1 protein-coding gene is annotated in these 214 nt (G+C 22.9%); it reads left to right on the top strand.

The genetic code is table 11. The features are described from left to right. Positions 1-214 (top strand): hypothetical protein (locus FUA24_RS25410; protein WP_222861319.1); only part of this gene is annotated, 214 nt, incomplete at both ends.

The following is a 214-nucleotide window of genomic DNA, read 5'->3' as shown; positions in this document are numbered from 1 at the left end:
AAACCAATTAAAAGCATTGAGTAATTTAAGTGATAAGCAACATTCAAAAGAAAAAATAAAACCACACTTACAGGACAGTGTTTTAATTAATAATATAAAAATTAATGGTTTAAATAACTACACGCGTTCATATGTTTTAGGTAAATTAAAAATTAAAAGCAATGAAAAAATTAGTTATGAAAGATTAACAAATGGTATTAATAACATAGTAGCC

Source organism: Seonamhaeicola marinus (assembly GCF_008085455.1).
This window is presented reverse-complemented; position numbering and strand designations above follow the sequence as displayed.